At 72.3% G+C, this 13946-nt stretch carries 12 protein-coding genes; 5 read left to right on the top strand and 7 right to left on the bottom strand.

Annotation, left to right across the window (positions count from 1 at the left end; all coding sequences use genetic code 11):
- The first annotated feature begins 5 nt into the window (after positions 1-5).
- Genes RB614_RS41685 through RB614_RS41675 form a run of 3 tightly spaced genes read left to right on the top strand, consistent with a single transcriptional unit; the run spans position 6 to position 1988 of the window.
- Positions 6-860, top strand: coding sequence for a GNAT family N-acetyltransferase (locus RB614_RS41685; protein WP_308718251.1), 855 nt, complete (start codon positions 6-8; stop codon positions 858-860).
- The gene (locus tag RB614_RS41680; protein WP_308718250.1) at positions 860-1555 is read left to right on the top strand and encodes an RraA family protein; all 696 of its coding nucleotides are present in this window, start codon (positions 860-862) and stop codon (positions 1553-1555) included. Before RB614_RS41685 ends, RB614_RS41680 begins: the two co-directional genes overlap by 1 nt.
- 25 nt (positions 1556-1580) lie before the next feature.
- On the top strand, positions 1581-1988 hold the full coding sequence (locus RB614_RS41675) for a hypothetical protein (RefSeq protein ID WP_308718249.1): 408 nt from the start codon (positions 1581-1583) through the stop codon (positions 1986-1988).
- Between the two features lie 41 nt (positions 1989-2029).
- On the opposite strand, the gene RB614_RS41670 is transcribed toward RB614_RS41675, so the two are convergent.
- The 7 genes from RB614_RS41670 to RB614_RS41640 form a co-directional block, all read right to left on the bottom strand.
- Positions 2030-2944, bottom strand: coding sequence for a lysophospholipid acyltransferase family protein (locus tag RB614_RS41670; RefSeq protein WP_308718248.1), 915 nt, complete (start codon positions 2942-2944; stop codon positions 2030-2032).
- 13 nt (positions 2945-2957) lie between these two features.
- On the bottom strand, positions 2958-4535 hold the full coding sequence (gene larAH, locus RB614_RS41665; RefSeq protein WP_487379844.1) for an NPN-dependent hydroxyacid isomerase, LarAH14/15/16 family: 1578 nt from the start codon (positions 4533-4535) through the stop codon (positions 2958-2960).
- A gap of 87 nt (positions 4536-4622) precedes the next feature.
- Entirely contained in the window at positions 4623-5816 is a 1194-nt protein-coding gene (locus tag RB614_RS41660; RefSeq protein ID WP_308718246.1) for a zinc-dependent alcohol dehydrogenase, read from the bottom strand.
- Positions 5813-8158, bottom strand: a complete 2346-nt coding sequence (locus tag RB614_RS41655) for an HAD-IB family hydrolase (protein ID WP_308718245.1) — start codon at positions 8156-8158, stop codon at positions 5813-5815. Before RB614_RS41655 ends, RB614_RS41660 begins: the two co-directional genes overlap by 4 nt.
- On the bottom strand, positions 8155-8961 hold the full coding sequence (locus tag RB614_RS41650) for a hypothetical protein (protein WP_308718244.1): 807 nt from the start codon (positions 8959-8961) through the stop codon (positions 8155-8157). The genes RB614_RS41655 and RB614_RS41650 overlap by 4 nt, the downstream gene beginning before the upstream one ends.
- 20 nt (positions 8962-8981) lie before the next feature.
- Positions 8982-9596 (bottom strand): TetR/AcrR family transcriptional regulator, encoded by a 615-nt coding sequence (locus tag RB614_RS41645; protein ID WP_308718243.1) that lies wholly within the window; start codon positions 9594-9596, stop codon positions 8982-8984.
- A gap of 221 nt (positions 9597-9817) precedes the next feature.
- Complete coding sequence (locus RB614_RS41640) at positions 9818-10708, bottom strand: endonuclease domain-containing protein (protein WP_308716130.1); 891 nt, start codon at positions 10706-10708, stop codon at positions 9818-9820.
- A gap of 269 nt (positions 10709-10977) precedes the next feature.
- Here RB614_RS41640 and RB614_RS41635 point away from each other — a divergent pair, with 269 nt between their 5' ends.
- Together RB614_RS41635 and glgB are read left to right on the top strand one after the other, a co-directional pair.
- Positions 10978-12390, top strand: coding sequence for a glycosyltransferase family 4 protein (locus RB614_RS41635; RefSeq protein ID WP_428983139.1), 1413 nt, complete (start codon positions 10978-10980; stop codon positions 12388-12390).
- A partial coding sequence (gene glgB / locus RB614_RS41630) for a 1,4-alpha-glucan branching protein GlgB (RefSeq protein WP_308718242.1) occupies positions 12387-13946 on the top strand: 1560 nt, incomplete at its 3' end. The genes RB614_RS41635 and glgB, both read left to right, overlap by 4 nt.

Raw genomic sequence — 13946 nt, 5'->3', positions numbered from 1 at the left:
AGAGAATGCCTCTGACGCAGGTGGAGCGGGTGCGGCGCTTCAACCGCACCGTCACGCAGCGGATCGGCGCCCTCGACGACGCCTACCTGGCCCGCGGCCGCCCGCTCGGCCAGTGCCGGGTGCTGTGGGAGATCGGCGACGAGGGGAGCGAGGTCCGCGCGCTCCGCGCCCGGCTCGACCTCGACTCCGGCTACCTGAGCCGCCTGCTCTCCGCCCTCCGCGCCGACGGCCTGGTCGAGGTGAGCGCCGCGGCGGACGGCCGGGTCCGCACGGCCCGCCTCACCCCGGCCGGAGCCGCGGAACGGGACGAGCTGGACCGCCGCTCCGACGACCTCGCCACCGACATCCTCGCCAGGCTGGACGAGAGCCAGCGCGGGCGCCTGGTGGCGGCGATGGGCGAGGTGGAGCGCCTGCTGGTCGCCTCGATGGTCCGGGTCGCGCCGGTCGACCCGGGTGCGCCGGAGGCCCGCGCCTGCCTCGACGCGTACGTGGCGGAGCTGGCCACCCGCTTCGACGGCGGCTTCGACCCCGCCCGCAGCATCCCGGCCGAGGGGGCGCTGATGCTGGTGGCGACCCTCCACGCCGAGCCGGTCGGGTGCGGCGCGCTGCGTTTCCACGGCTCCTGGGCCGCGGTGAAGCGGATGTGGGTCGCGCCCTCCGTGCGCGGCCTGGGCCTGGGCCGCCGCCTGCTCGCCGAGCTGGAGGCGACCGCCGCCGCCCGCGAGGTGCGCACGCTGCGCCTGGAGACCAACAAGTCGCTGACCGAGGCGATCGCCCTGTACCGGTCCGCCGGCTACCGCGAGGTGCCCGCGTTCAACGACGAGCCGTACGCGCACCACTGGTTTGAGAAGGACCTCTGATGCCCGCCCCGGACCGCTTCGCCGCCCTGACCACCGCCCACGTCGCGGACGGCTGCATCCGCGCCGGGGTACCGGTCCGCTGCGCCCCCGCCGGACTCCGTGCCGCATCCGGCGACCGCGTGGCCGGTCGGATCGCCCCGGCCCGGCACGCCGGCAGCGTCGACGTCTTCCTGGAGGCGTACGAGCTGGCCGAGCCGGGCGACGTCCTGGTCGTCGACAACGGCGGCCGCGTCGACGAGAGCTGCGTCGGCGACCTCGCCGTCCTGGAGGCGAAGGCGGCCGGACTCGGCGGCGTGGTCATCTGGGGCCTGCACCGCGACACCGCCGACGTACGCGAGATCGGCCTGCCGCTGTTCAGCCTGGGCTCCCTCCCCACCGGCCCGCTCCGCCTGGACCCCCGACCGGCGGACGCCCTGGACTCCGCGCGCGTCGGCGAGTGGACGGTCACCCGCGACGACCTGGTCTTCGGTGACGACGACGGGGTGCTGTTCGTACCTTCCGCGCGCGCCGCCGAGGTGCTCGACCTCGCGGAGACGATCCGCGACACCGAACGCCGCCAGGCCGACCGCATCCGCGCCGGCGAGACGCTGCGGGACCAGCTGCGGTTCGCCGACTTCCTGGCCCGGCGCGCGAAGGAGCCCGGCTGGACACTCCGCGACCACCTCCGCGCCATCGGCGGCGCCATCGAGGTGTAGCTCGGAGTCGCTACCGTTCCGGGCTGTGAACCCGTTCCTGCGCGTGCTCCTCGGCTCGGGCCGGCTGCCCGACCGGATCCGGGCCGAGCTCGCCGCGAGTGACGTCGTGCTGATCGAGGAAGGGCTGACCGGGTCGGTCACCTACCGCCGGTACCGGGCGCCCGGCGAGTACAGCTCCTGGCGCAAGGAAGCCGTGGCCGGCTCGGTCGCCGTCGGCGCCAACCGCCTCGTGGTCTGGGCCGGCCGCTTCAAGCACATCGACGTGCCGCTCGACCACCCGGTGCGGGCCACGATCGAGATCCGCGCCGACCGCCCCGACCGGGTCTGCTTCGCCTACGACGCCGGCACCACCAACCCGTCCCGCTCCGGCCGCGTCGAGGTGCGGCTCCGCACGCCCCAGGCCGCGCGGACCGCCCAGCTCCTGACCCGCTGAGAGCGATCCCCGCGGCGGATGGGGCCCCGGGATCCCCGGCCTCAGTCGTCCCAGGCGGGGCGTGGGGCCTGGGCGCCGAGCGGGCGGGTGGACTCCCAGGTGCGGCGCCACGAGCCGGCCGGAAACCGCTGGCCGGTCGGGAGCGCCAGCTCGCCCTTGGCCTGGGCGCGCAGCGAGCCGTACCAGCCCAGCTCCTCCTCGGCCCAGAGCTGGGCGATCGAGTCGGCCATCCGGGCGTTGAACGCGCGGGCGCCCTCGCCGGCCTGCGGGTGCAGCGGCGTGCCGTACCGGACGACCACGCGGGCTCGCCCGCGGACCGGCCAGTTGCGGCCCCGGGGCATGGCGGCGTACGTGCCGCGCAGCCCGATCGGCACCATCGGCACGCCCTGGGTCACGCAGAGGTGGGCCGCGCCCAGCCGCAGCGGGGACATCCAGCCGTCCTCGCTGCGGGTCCCCTCCGGGAAGAGCAGCAGGCTCCAGCCGCGGGCCAGCAGCATCGGGGCCAGGCTGCGCAGCCGCCGCGAGCGGTGCCGCTCGACCGGGAACGCGTTGAACACCAGTGCCGTCACGACCGCGCGCAGCCGGGCGTCGAAGAAGTAGTCGGCCGCCGCGCCGACCGCGATCCGCTCGCCCAGGTGGCGGGGGAGCGAGCCGAGGATCAGCGGGGTGTCCAGGTGGCTGCTGTGGTTGGCCACGAACACCACCGGCCCCTTGAGCCCGGCCAGCCGGTCGCGTCCCTGGATCTCCGGGCGGGTCTGGCTCCAGGTCAGCGGCGTCAGCACGCCGCGCTGGAGCGCCCGCCGGGCGACCTGGGCCGCCTGGGTACGGGCCCAGCCGGTGGGGAACTCGCGGGGCGGCTCCGGCGGCTCGTGCGCGACCGCCGAGCGGGGCGTACGCGAGCGCCCGCGCCAGTCCCGGCCGCCGGTGAGCGCCTTGATGTCCTTGCGCAGGCTCACGAGCAAAGCCCCCTCACCGTACGTCCGCCATCGTCAGCGGCGGGGCGTGCTGGTAGTTGATGGTCGGCGAGCCGCCCACCCGTTCCCGCGCCATCTCCAGCGCGTCGTCCAGTGTGGACGCCGAGCGGAAGCCCATGCGCGCCGTGGTCTTGCGGTCGCCGCCGACGAAGATGACCTCGCCGAGGTGCTCCAGCGCGTGCGCGCCCCAGTACCACATGTAGAGCGGGTGCACGCCGTGGTACGCGTAGCTGTTGCGGTACAGGTGGGTGTACCACGGGTCGGTGGCGAACTGCTCCTCGAACTTCGTCTCGATCGCCACCGGGTCGGTGGTCTCGGCGAGCACCTCTTCGAAGAAGTCGATGTAGCTCGGGTGGTGCACCGGGTGGAACTCGTTGCGCACCGGGTGGTAGTAGATCGCCACGCCGCCGGGGCGGACGATCGGCTGGTTGCGGTACAGGTTGAAGAAGTAGCCGAGCCCGAGCGACATCACCAGGATCGGGTTCATGATCGAGTTGACGTTGTACGGGCAGATGTACGGCAGGCCCCAGATGCCGATGTCAGCCGGACCGTCCACTTCGGTCAGCTGCTGCCGCAGCACGTTGCGCAGGGTCACCTCGTGCACCTGGATCGGGTCGCCCGCGGTGACCGACGTGATGCCGTACGGCGAGGCGGTCTTGTGCCAGATCTGCCGGCGCCGCTTGGGCGGGGCGAGGTCGTTGGCCCGCTTGACGGCCAGGTAGGCGGCCTGGTCCTTGAGCGTCCACTCCCACTCGCGCTTGTTGAGGAAGCCGAGCTGGGTCGGGAACGTGTCGTTGTTGAGCGTCGTCTCGATCTGGAAGATCTTGAGGCTGTCGCCGAGAAGGCCGGCCATCCGGTCGTACGAGTGGTGCATGGCCGAGTTGGGCGGGTCGTTGAACGAGCGCGAGTGCCGCAGCGTGTGCACGTTGTGGTGGTGCTTGAGGCTGCGGTAGGAGGCGAGCCCCACCGACACCGACTTCGGCCCGCCGCTCATCGCGGTCAGCGACACGTTGACGTACACGATGAGGTCGCTCTCCGCCGCACGGCGGTTGATCTCGACCACCTCGCCGTGCCGGGTCTGGCCGATCTCGGTGAGGTTGGCCCGGTCCTCGGCGTCGTGGTTGCGCAGGTGGCGGGGGAAGAACGAGCGGTACACCCGCTCGCCGACCGTCCGCTTCAGCTCGGCCGGCGTCATCCGGCGGTGCAGCGCGTTGCCGGCGATCAGCTCCACGTCGTCGACGCCCTTGGCCGCGGCCAGCTCCAGCACCTGCTCGATCACCCGCTGGCGGATGTCCGGGGTGCGCATCGGCGGCAGCGGGATGGAGAGGTCGTCGAAGACGATCGTCAGCCGCATGCCCGGGTAGAGCAGCTCGCGCAGCGGTTCGCGGCCGAGCGGGTTGTCCAGCGCGCGCCGGATCTCGCCGTCGACGTCGCGGAGCCCAGGCAGCGACTCCGGCGGGTAGATCACCCGGCTGCCGAGCGGCAGCTTCTCCAGGCGGAACCCCTCACCTTCGTGCATCAGAAGCGCCGGAGTCCGTTCGTCGACTTCGAGAACAAAACCGGGCCTGCTCACGCTGACTCCTCACAAGCTTCGGGCCGTGCGACGGTCTGCTCACTGAGTTTGATGGTTCGCTCGCTTCGCTCGCTCACGAGGGTCCCCCTATTGGTCCTTGGTCGGGTCGAACGCCACCTTGATCGAGCCGAGCCGCCCCGAGGAGCTGGCGTGGCCGATCGCGTCCCGCCAGCGCGAGAGCGGGTAGACCGCGTCGACGTAGCCGGTCAGCGGCGCGGACTTCGCGAGCGCCATCGCGTCCTGGAAGTCATGGCCGCCGGAGGCGTACGCCCCGACGATGCTGAGCTCCCGAAACCAGGCCGGCGTGAGGTCCACGCTGGCGTTGGGCATTCCCGACAACAGCACGGTACCGCCGGCCCGGACCACCCGCAGCGCGGTGTCCAGACCGGACCCGGACGTGCAGTCGAACGCGACGTCGGTGCCGCCGAGCAGGAACTCGGCGCCCTGCTCGGGCCGGGCCAGGAAGCCGCCGGTCGCGCGGCGCAGCGCCCGGGCCGCCCGGTCGGAGGAGAGCACCTCCGTGGCGCCCATCTCGCGGGCCCGCTCGCGCTGGTGGCCGTACCGGGCGATCACGTAGATCGGGCCGGCCTTCGTGTACTCGCGCAGCGCGAGCGTGGTGAAGAGCCCGACCGTGCCGGCGCCGACCACGAGCACGCTCGCGCCGTCCGGGATCGGGACGCGGCGCACCGAGTGGATCGCGCAGGCGAGCGGCTCGACCAGGACCGCCCGCTCGTCGTCGAGCTCGTCCGGCACCTTGTGCAGCTGGCTGCCGTGCGCCACGAACATCCGGCTCCAGCCGCCGCCGGTGTCCGCGCAGAAACCGGTCTGCAGCGCGGCCGAGACCGTGCCGGAGGTGATGTGGTCGCAGCGGCTGTGCTGGTCGGCCGCGCACCCCGGGCAGAGCTTGACGTCGCGGGGGACGCAGCCGAGCACCGGGTCGAGCACGACGCGGCTGCCCTTCGGCAGGTCGGGCAGCGGGTCCAGCGTCTCGCCGACCACCTCGTGCCCGGGGGTGAAGGGCAACGAGATCAAGGCGCTCAGGTACGGCGAGTTGCGGCCCGTCAGCAGCCCCAGGTCGGAGCCGCAGATGCCGGAGAGCAGCGGCTTGACCCGGGTCCAGCCGGGCCCCGGCGGCCGCGGGTCGGGCCGGTTGACCAGCCGGACCGGTGACATGTTCGCCGCCCACCAGCCGGCGGCGCGGCCGGTCGCGATCGTGCCGGTCGCGGTCCGCGAGGCGACGTACCGGATCGGCGAACGGTGGTACTCCAGGTTGAGGTTCACGGCACTGTCTCCAGGAACGCGTCGCTGGCCGGCAGGGTGTACGCCTTCCACTGCGCCACCGCCCAGCGGCGGGACTTGGCGTGCCGGTACAGGTGCGGGTCGGGGTTGACCGCCACCGGGTGGCCGACCGCCTCCAGCAGCGGCCGGTCCGAGTAGCTGTCGCCGTACGCGTAGCTGGCCGGCAGGTCGGCGCCGGCGTGCTCCGCGTACCGGCGCAGCCAGGCCGCGCGGGCCTCGCCGACCAGCGGGGGCGCCTCCAGGAAGCCGGAGTAGCGCCCGTCGCGCATGTGCAGCCGGCTCGCCACCACCTCGTCGAAGAGCCCGGCGATCGGCTGGACGAGCACGTCGACGGTGCCGGTGATGAGGATCGTGCGGTGCCCGGCCGTGCGGTGCTTGCGCACCTGGCGGATCGCCTCGGGGTGGGAGCGGCGCAGCAGCGCGTCGCCGAGCCGCTCGTGCACGATCCGGGCCAGGCCGGCCTCGTCCGCGCCGGCGTACCGCCGCATGAACGTGCGCAGGAACTCGCCCCGGTCGCGCCGCTCCGCCGCCAGGTAGCGGGGCAGCTTGCGGACCAGGTCGGCCAGCTCGCCCGGCCAGCCCGACCGGGGCAGGTCGCAGAGGCGGGCCAGCAGGTACGTCTCGATCACGTTGGACGCGACGAGCGTCCCCTCCAGGTCGAAGACCGCCACGACGTCGCCGCCGTTGGGCGAGCGCTTGAGCGGCGGGAGCGCGTTGCTGCTGCTGCGCCGCCCGGTGGTCGCCCGGCGCATCGTGGCGGTGATCGCCGGGTAGTGCACCTCCTGGAGGTAGTGGTGCCAGTCGATGACGCCGGCGTCGAAGCCGTGCTCCTCGGCCCGCTCGGCGGGGAGCGCGCGGTGCAGGGCGAGCAGCTTGGTGTCGGTGTAGATGACCTCCGCCTCGGTGTAGACGCCGTACAGGTCGGCGTACTTGCGCAGGAAGTCGAGCTGGTCCTGCTGCCGGGTCAGGTCGTCCTGCCAGCGCCGGGTGCGCTTGTTGGCGGGCGCGGAGAGCAGCGCCTTCTGCGCCACCGACAGCACCCGCTCGCCGGTGCGCAGCTGCCGCTCCACCCGCCGCGCGCCGGGGAACGTCCACTCCGGCACCTTGATCTGCCCGCGCCCGCCGTCCGGCATCGGGTGGTCGGTGAAGTACTCCTTCACGCTGTCGTACATGGCCCGGAACGTCAGCGGGTTGCGGGCGCCCGAGCCGACGTGGAAGTACGCCGGCTCGTCGACCGGCGGGGGAGCGGCCGCGACCGCGAGCGTCGCGTTGACCACGATGTCGACCGGGATCACGTCGAGCACGCCGTCCGGCAGGCCGGGGAACTCCGGCAGGATCCCCCGCCCGAACGCCAGGATCAGCGGGTCGGCCATCTTGAAGCCGTCGATCCAGCCGGGGAACGGGTAGCGCAGCGCGCTCTCCACGATGGCCGGCCGCACCACCGACAGCGGCATCACGCCGGTCAGCATCTGCTCGGCCACCCGCTCGCCGAGCGCCTTCGTGAACGTGTACACGTCCGGCCAGCCGACGCTCTGCGCGCGCAGCCGCCCGTACTCGACGAGCTGTTTCTCCACCCACTCGACCCGGCGCCGTTCGGCGGCGGTCGAGGTGCTCCGCGGCCCGGACTTTCCATGGTCTTTGCGGGCGTCCGCGATGGCCCGCTTGAGCACCGCGGGGCGCCGCGAGTCCCACTCCACGCTCTCCCGGGCCGCGCGGGACGCGGCCAGCTCGATCCGCCAGTCCGCGTCGTGGTCCAGCGACCGCTCGGGTACGACGCCCTTGCGCGCTCCCGCCACGTAGGCCGTGGAGACGTGCACGACGTGCGGCTTGTTGTCTTTCGCGGCGGCCTTGACCGCCTCGTAGAGGTCGATCACGCCCTGCACGTTGGTGCGGAACGCGTCGTCGATCGGCGGGTCGAACGAGACCGTCGAGGCCGCGTGGATCACCGCGTCGACGTCGCCGGGCAGGCTCACCTCGGTGCTGCCCAGCTCGGCGTCTACGACGCTCACCCGCTCGGCGACGACGGCCGCCGCCCGCTCCGGCCCGACCGCCTCCCGCCACTTGGCGAAGACCGGCCGCTTGAGCAGCGTGGCCAGCCGGTCGGCGCCGGACGAGCTGCCGCGCCGGCGGATCAGCAGCGTCACCCGCGTCTCCGGGTAGCTCGAGAGCAGCTTTTCCAGCAGCGCCTGACCGAGAAACCCGGTCCCTCCGGTCAGCAGGATGTGCTTCCCCCGCAGATGCCCAGGCTGTGCCTGCCGCGCTCCGTCCCTCGGCGCTCCGTCGCCGTCGTGGTCCGGGCTCGTAGCCTCGGGACTCCCGCTCATGCCGTGGCGACCCTTACGCCGAACGCGCGCACCGCCTTGGTGACCAGGCTCAGCCCTTCCTGGCCGGGGAGCTTGTCGACCTTGGAGTCGAGCATCTTCACCATCTTGTTGCCCCCTTCGCCGCCGAGCAGGTGGTTGAGGACGAACCGGGTCTCGGACTTCGGCGTGATCGTAGAGCCGACCGGGGCCCAGAACCGTCGCAGCGCGAAGCGGGTGATCCGCTGGGCCTTGCGGCTGCGTTCCAGCCGCTCGCGGGCCTCGGACATGTAGAACGCCAAGTGTCGGCTCTCCTGTTGCTGGATGCGCTGCAGAATCTTCGTCAGCGTCGCATGCTGTTCAAGCTCGATCAACCTGCCGTAGGCGGCGTGCGCCGACCACTCGTTGACCGCGCCCCACGTCATGTGCGTGGCGATGAAGTCCTCCCCGAGCACGGCCGCGGTGAGGCATTGGGTGATCGGTGCGACCACGTTTCCCATGAAGCCCTGCGCCACCCGCACCGAGCGGTGCCGGGGCAGCCCGTTGATCTCCTTGTGTACGTCGAGGATCCGGTCGATCACGTCGCCGTGCCAGAACTCCTCGAAGTTCCACATGGTCAGGAAGGCGGTGATCCGGGGGTTCTGGTGGGAGGGGGTGACCAGCAGGTCGCGCAGGTAGCAGACGGTGTGCGTCTCGACGTCGGTCATGTAGTGCAGGACGCGGATGGCCTCGGCGGAGAGAGGCTTGTCGCGGAAGTCGTCGAAGTCGACGTCGTCGACCCGTACCGCCGTGGCGGTCTGTTTGTAGTGGTCCAGGTTGAAGGACATGTCGGCCGGCCTCCGGGGGCTCAAGTCACAGCACGCAGGTAGAGCTCGACGACCTGGTCGAGCCGCTTGCGATTCGGAACGAGGACCTCGCCCGGACGGGCCAACCCGTCGAGAAAGACGAAGGTCATCATCGGGCCGATGAAGAGCCGGGTCGCGAGGTCGAGGTCCACCTCGCGGATCACACCCGCCTCCCGGGCCCGTTCCAGTACGGCCTCGACGCGCGCCAGGAAACGGGCCGGGACCGTCTCCCGCCAGATCGCCAGCAGCCCTGGCGTGGTGGCCATCTCCGCGATGAAGATGCGGAACAGGGCCAGGTAGTCGTCGCTCATGAGGTGGCTGACCATCACCCAGGCCACCTCGGAGAGCACCTCCCGCAGGTGCTCACGGTCGGTCACGGTGCGGTCGGCCAGCAGCGGCGCCCGCTCGTCGAGGGAGGCGACGATGCCGCCCAGGACGTCGACGAGCAGCTCCTCCTTGCTGCGGAAGTACACGTACAGCGTCTGCTTGGAGACGCCGGCGCAGGCCGCGACGTGGTCCATGCTCGTGCCGGAGACACCGGACTCGAGGAACGCGGCGAGGGCGCCCTGGCGGATCTGCTCCCGCTTCGCCTGGGCACGTCGCGAGTCGAGCTCCACGACACCCCTCCATCGCCCCCCGTGCGGCGCCCCCGGGTGAGGGACCACCCAAACCAAACTGTTCAGTTTGATTTGCGGTCATGCTGTCACGCCCACCCCAGCCACATCAAGAGCGACCCCCGTCACAGCGATCTCTCCGGTCACGCGGGGATGCGGCAAAATCCCTGACTTTGCTGCCTCGGAGGCGGGCGGAAGCAGCAAAGTCAGGGATTTTGTGTGGATCATGAGCGGCGGCGGAGTGCGGCCTTCAGCTCGGCGACCACGCCGTCGAGGTCGTCGCGGAGGCGTTTGGACGTGACGTGCAGGACGATCCAGTCGGCGCCGAGCAGCCGGTTGAGGCGTTGGCGGTCGTGGTGGATCTGGTCCTGGCCCGCGTGCCACAGCCCGTCGTACTCCACCGCGACCTTCTGCGCCGGCCAGGCCAGATCCACCCGGGCCAGGAACCGGCCATCGCGCTCGATCACGTACTGGGTGACCGGCACCGGCACATCGGCCAGCACCAGCCGCACCCGCAACCGGCTCTCCTGCGGCGACTCGGCACCCGGGTCGGCGAGCGTGGCCGCCCGCAGCAGCCGCCGCCAATCACGGGCGCCCCGGCGCCGGGCGGCGTACGCCCGCAGGTCGGCGACGGTCAACAGCCGGCCTCGCAGCAGCAGGTCGATGACGACCACGGCCTCGACGAGGTCGAGCCACTGGGCGAGGTCCCAGCAGGTACGCACCGGCGTGGTCACCCGAACTCCGTCGAGATCACGCACATCCCCGCCGAGGAGTACCGCCGTGTGCACGTCGAGCCCGCCGAACGGGCCGAAGCGGGCTTCGCGGGGGACCACGACCTCCACGGGTTCGTCGGCCTTCGCGGTGCCGGCGCCGTACAGGGCGGCCGCCGAGCGCCCGGCGACCGCGCCGTCGACCGGCAGGAGGTACCGCGACACCGCCAGGCACCGGTGCCGGTGGGTGATCGCCAGCGAGGCGTCCGCGTAGACCCCGCGAAACAGCGGCCGCCACGCCGCGCTGCGCAGGTCGCTCGGCGTCAACAGCTTCCGCGCCAGCGCGGTGCGGGCCAGGAAGATCTTGCCGGCGAGTACGTCCGGGCGCCGGGGAGGTCGGGGCATCCACTCAGGCTGGCCCGCCGGGCGGCTCCGCGCTGACCCGTGGCGGGTGCGGTCGGTGAGGTGGCTGTGACGTTGCGGAGTGGGGCGCGACACACTTCGCGCTGGTCAGGCGTGTCGTCGCTCACCTTTACACGTCCCCGGAATGCGGGCGAAACACGGATGCCTTTTCCTATACGTGGTCGCTCGACCACGAAAATCACGCACTGCCGCCACAGGCGCCGGCTGGCGTGCCTTCATGCCGCTTTTCGCCCCTTTGATGTAGCTAGGAGATGAGTGTGACCCTGCGGGTCGACCCCACCGACGGCGCCTACCGTCCCTCCCCGACAGTTCCCACCCTTCAGCAGGACCGGAACCATACCTTCCCGCAGACCCCGACCCACCGCGGTGGTGGCGCGCCCGACGGCCGCCGCCGCATCCTGATGCTCTCCTGGGAGTACCCGCCCGTCCTGGTGGGTGGCCTCGGGCGGCACGTGCACCACCTCTCGACCTCGCTGGCCGCCGCCGGGCACGAGGTCACCGTCGTCACCCGGCACGCGCCCGGCGCTCCCCTGGAGGAGTACGCCGAGGGCGTGCGGATCGTCCGCGCCCCCGAGGACCCGCCGGTCTTCCCGCTGGCCACGCCCTCGCTGCTGGCCTGGACGATGGCGTTCAACCACACGCTGACCCGGGCCGCCCTGCGCGCCGCCGAGTCCGGCGAGTACGACGTGATCCACGCCCACGACTGGCTGGTCACGCACACCGCGATCACCCTCAAGGAGCACCTGGACCTGCCGCTCGTGGCGACCATCCACGCCACCGAGGCCGGCCGCCACCAGGGCTGGCTCCCCGACGAGATGAACAAGGCCATCCACTCCGTCGAATGGTGGCTGGGCCAGGAGGCGGCCCGCGTCGTGGTCTGCTCGGAGTACATGAAGTGGGAGGTCAACCGCCTCTTCGACCTGCCGACCGAGCGCCTCGACGTGGTCGCGAACGGGGTGGAGACCGACCGCTGGCAGGTGCCGGCCGAGGCGGTCGCCAACGCCCGCCGGCGGTTCGCCGGTGACGGCCCGCTGCTCACGTTCGCCGGCCGCCTGGTGTACGAGAAGGGCGTGCAGGACCTGATCGCCAGCCTGCCGAAGCTGCGCGACCGGCACCCGGGCCTGCGCCTGGTGATCGCCGGCGACGGCCCGTACAAGTCGGAGCTCGAGGCGGACATCCACCGCCACGGGCTGGGCCAGACGGTGACGTTCCCGGGGTTCCTGGGCGGCACCGACCTGCCGGCCCTGATCGCCGCCTCGGACTGCTTCGCGGTGCCGAGCATCTACGAGCCGTTCGGCATGGTCGCGCTGGAAGGCGCGGCGGCCGGGGCGCCGCTCGCGGTCGCCTCGACCGGCGGGCTCGCGGAGTTCGTGCAGCCCGGGTTCAACGGCATGACGTTTCCGGCCAAGGACCCGGACGCGCTCGCCGACGCGGTCGGCGCGCTGCTGGCCGACGCCGAGCAGGCCCGCACGATGGCCGGCCGGGCCCGCGCGATGGTGCACGAGCGGTACGGCTGGGCCTCGATCGCGGCCCGTACGGCGGCCGTCTACTCCGCGGCGATCGCGCAGGCGCCGGCGTTCAACGCCGCGCAGGCCGAGGCCCGCATGGCCCAGGGTCGCCCGGCGATCAACATCCGCGAGGGCAACCTCCTGGCGGTGGCGTGAGCGTGCTGAGTACCCTCTCCCGGATCAGTGACTTCGATCTTTTCCTCATCGCCCAGGGCCGGCACGAGCGGCTCTGGGAGGTCCTCGGCGCGCACGTCGAGGGGACCGGCACGCGGTTCGCGGTCTGGGCCCCCAACGCCCGCGAGGTTCAGGTGGCCGGCGACTTCACCGGCTGGTCGGGAGTGCCGCTGGAGCGGCTCGGCTCGAGCGGGGTGTGGTCCGGGCACGTCGACGGCGCCGCGCCCGGCCACCGGTACAAGTACCGGATCCACGGCGCCGACGGCCGCTGGGTGGACAAGGCCGACCCGCTCGCCCGGGCGACCGAGGCGCCGCCCCGCACCGCGTCGGTGATCGACCGCTCGGAGTACCAGTGGGGCGACGGTGACTGGGTCGCCGCCCGCCGCACCGACCACCACGCCCGGCCGATGTCCGTGTACGAGGTGCACCTCGGCTCCTGGCGCCCCGGACTGTCCTACGTGGAGCTCGCCGACCAGCTCGTGGCGTACGTGAGCGACCTCGGCTTCACGCACGTCGAGCTGCTCCCGGTCGCCGAGCACCCGTACGGCGGCTCGTGGGGCTACCAGGTGACCGGCTACTACGCGCCGACGGCCCGGTTCGGGACGCCGGACGAGTTCCGCTACCTGGTCGACCGGCTGCACCAGGCCGGCGTCGGCGTACTGCTGGACTGGGTGCCGGCGCACTTCCCGAAGGACGAGTGGGCGCTGGCCCGGTTCGACGGCACCTGCCTCTACGAGCACCCGGACCCGCGGCGGGGCGAGCACCCCGACTGGGGCTCGCTGGTGTTCAACTACGGCCGGTGGGAGGTGCGCAACTTCCTGATCGCCAACGCGCTGTACTGGCTGGAGGAGTTCCACGTCGACGGCCTGCGGGTCGACGCGGTCGCCTCGATGCTCTACCTCGACTACTCGCGCGGCCACGGCCAGTGGGAGCCGAACGCGTACGGCGGGCGGGAGCACCTGGAGGCGATCGACCTGCTCCGCGAGCTGAACGCCACGGTGTACCGCAACCACCCGGGCGTGGTGATGATCGCCGAGGAGTCGACCGCGTGGCCCGGCGTCTCCCGGCCGGTCGACTGGGGCGGGCTCGGCTTCGGTCTCAAGTGGAACATGGGCTGGATGCACGACACCCTCGGCTACGTCGGCCGCGACCCGGTGCACCGCACGTTCCACCACGACGAGCTGACCTGGCCGACCGTGTACGCCTTCGACGAGCAGTTCCTGCTGCCGATCAGCCACGACGAGGTGGTGCACGGCAAGGGCTCGTTGATCGGCAAGATGCCCGGCGACCGGTGGCAGAAGCTGGCCGGGCTGCGCGGGTTCCTGGCGTACATGTGGGCGTTCCCCGGCAAGCAGCTGCTCTTCATGGGCTGCGAGCTGGCCGACGAGCGGGAGTGGAGCGAGGCCCGGGGGCTGGACTGGTCGCTGACCGGCGAGGGCACGCCCGGCCTGCTGCGCGACCTCAACCGGGTCTACCGGGAGTCGCCGTCCCTCTGGGCGAACGACACCAGCGGCGACGGCTTCGGCTGGATCCGCCAC

This window comes from Phytohabitans maris (genome assembly GCF_031085175.1).
Taxonomy (GTDB): domain Bacteria; phylum Actinomycetota; class Actinomycetes; order Mycobacteriales; family Micromonosporaceae; genus Phytohabitans; species Phytohabitans maris.
The sequence above is the reverse complement of the archived record's forward strand: the minus strand, read 5'-3'. Positions and strand labels throughout refer to the sequence as shown.

Coding starts and splice junctions, on each gene's coding strand:
- RB614_RS41635 (WP_428983139.1), top strand. CDS start 10,978: ATGAGTGTGACCCTGCGGGTCGACCCCACCGACGGCGCCTACCGTCCC.
- RB614_RS41680 (WP_308718250.1), top strand. CDS start 860: ATGCCCGCCCCGGACCGCTTCGCCGCCCTGACCACCGCCCACGTCGCG.
- RB614_RS41655 (WP_308718245.1), bottom strand. CDS start 8,158: ATGAGCGGGAGTCCCGAGGCTACGAGCCCGGACCACGACGGCGACGGA.
- RB614_RS41650 (WP_308718244.1), bottom strand. CDS start 8,961: ATGTCCTTCAACCTGGACCACTACAAACAGACCGCCACGGCGGTACGG.
- RB614_RS41685 (WP_308718251.1), top strand. CDS start 6: ATGCCTCTGACGCAGGTGGAGCGGGTGCGGCGCTTCAACCGCACCGTC.
- RB614_RS41640 (WP_308716130.1), bottom strand. CDS start 10,708: ATGCCCCGACCTCCCCGGCGCCCGGACGTACTCGCCGGCAAGATCTTC.